The 1,169-nt window shown below is 59.7% G+C and carries 3 protein-coding genes; all 3 read left to right on the plus strand.

Annotated elements, in window-relative coordinates:
* Window positions 1-232 precede the first annotated feature (232 nt).
* On the plus strand, window positions 233-625 hold the full coding sequence (locus JF66_RS19940; protein ID WP_035879687.1) for a VOC family protein: 393 nt from the start codon (window positions 233-235) through the stop codon (window positions 623-625).
* Window positions 626-709: 84 nt separating this feature from the next.
* Complete coding sequence (locus tag JF66_RS23325; RefSeq protein WP_156109856.1) at window positions 710-877, plus strand: hypothetical protein; 168 nt, start codon at window positions 710-712, stop codon at window positions 875-877.
* Window positions 874-1,125 (plus strand): hypothetical protein, encoded by a 252-nt coding sequence (locus JF66_RS22015; protein WP_156109857.1) that lies wholly within the window; start codon window positions 874-876, stop codon window positions 1,123-1,125. The genes JF66_RS23325 and JF66_RS22015 overlap by 4 nt, the downstream gene beginning before the upstream one ends.
* Window positions 1,126-1,169 lie beyond the last annotated feature (44 nt).

The raw sequence follows: 1,169 nt of genomic DNA on the forward strand, positions 1-1,169 counted from the left end.
TCGCAGCAGCGCAAGCAGGCAAAACTCCAGGACACCCTTACGCAGATTCGCGAGGACTTTGTCTTCCGCTATACCCATGCATAGCACCATACCGGGCATTGCAAGGCTTGGACAAATACTGAGCACCTGATGACGACCAGGCAGGTCCGGCACAGCCCCGGGCCCGTCAGCGCGTCCCGTAGAGGGGTTCACTGAGGGAAAAGACCCTCGAGGCTCATGGAACGATAGCGGTATGGCAATTGGTGTGCATCACATTGAGATTTGGGTCGCAGACCTGGACAGCGCTCGCACGTCTTGGGGCTGGCTTCTCGTGGAACTCGGATGGTCCGTCGACCAGGAGTGGGACAACGGAACCTCCTGGCGATGCGGGGGCGTCTACCTCGTGACCACGCGACCGCCAGCCCTCTCTGGTGGCGTACACGATCGAAGGCTGCCGGGAATCAACCACCTCGCGCTTAATGGAGGATCCAAGGCCGACGTTAACCGCATCTTGGGTGCGGCAGCGGACGATGGTTGGAATTCGCTGTACGCGGATCGCTACCCCCACGCTGGAGGCACCGACCACTTCGCCGCCTATCTTGAAAATGACGCAGGCTTCAAGGTCGAAGTTGTGGGCGAACTCTGAGGACCAACGCATTTCGACTCAGGGTTCGGCTTACGGACAGGCCTGCCAGAAGTTGGATCCGGTTCGATCCGTAGGATTACCCTCATGCTCCCAAACGCTGAACTCGCAGTGCCGACGGCCGAAGACCTGGAGCTCGTTGAGCGGGCAAGAGAGGTCATCGACGCGAACACGGATGCCGGGCCGGACGAAGATGACACACAAAGCATAGGCGGGCAGTTCGAGACGCCGACGGCCGTATGTTCGCCGGAGTGAATTTGTTCCATTTGACCGGTGGTCCGTGCGCCGAGCTGGTTGCACTTGGCGCGGCGCGTGCAGAGGTAAGGCGTGAAATCACGACAATCGTCGCTGTTGGCAATCACGAGTGCGGTGTTGTCGGCCCGTGCGGGCGTGACAGACAGGTGCTTTTCGATTACTACCCAGGCATTATGGTGCTTCTTCCTACCGCCGAGGGCGTTCGCGTCGCCGCCATTAAGACCCTGATGCTGTTTGCCGCAGCTTAGACCATGGAAGGCGGCTCTCAACAGTTCGACGAGGAGCGTTTTCT

This window comes from Cryobacterium sp. MLB-32 (assembly GCF_000738085.1).
GTDB lineage: Bacteria > Actinomycetota > Actinomycetes > Actinomycetales > Microbacteriaceae > Cryobacterium.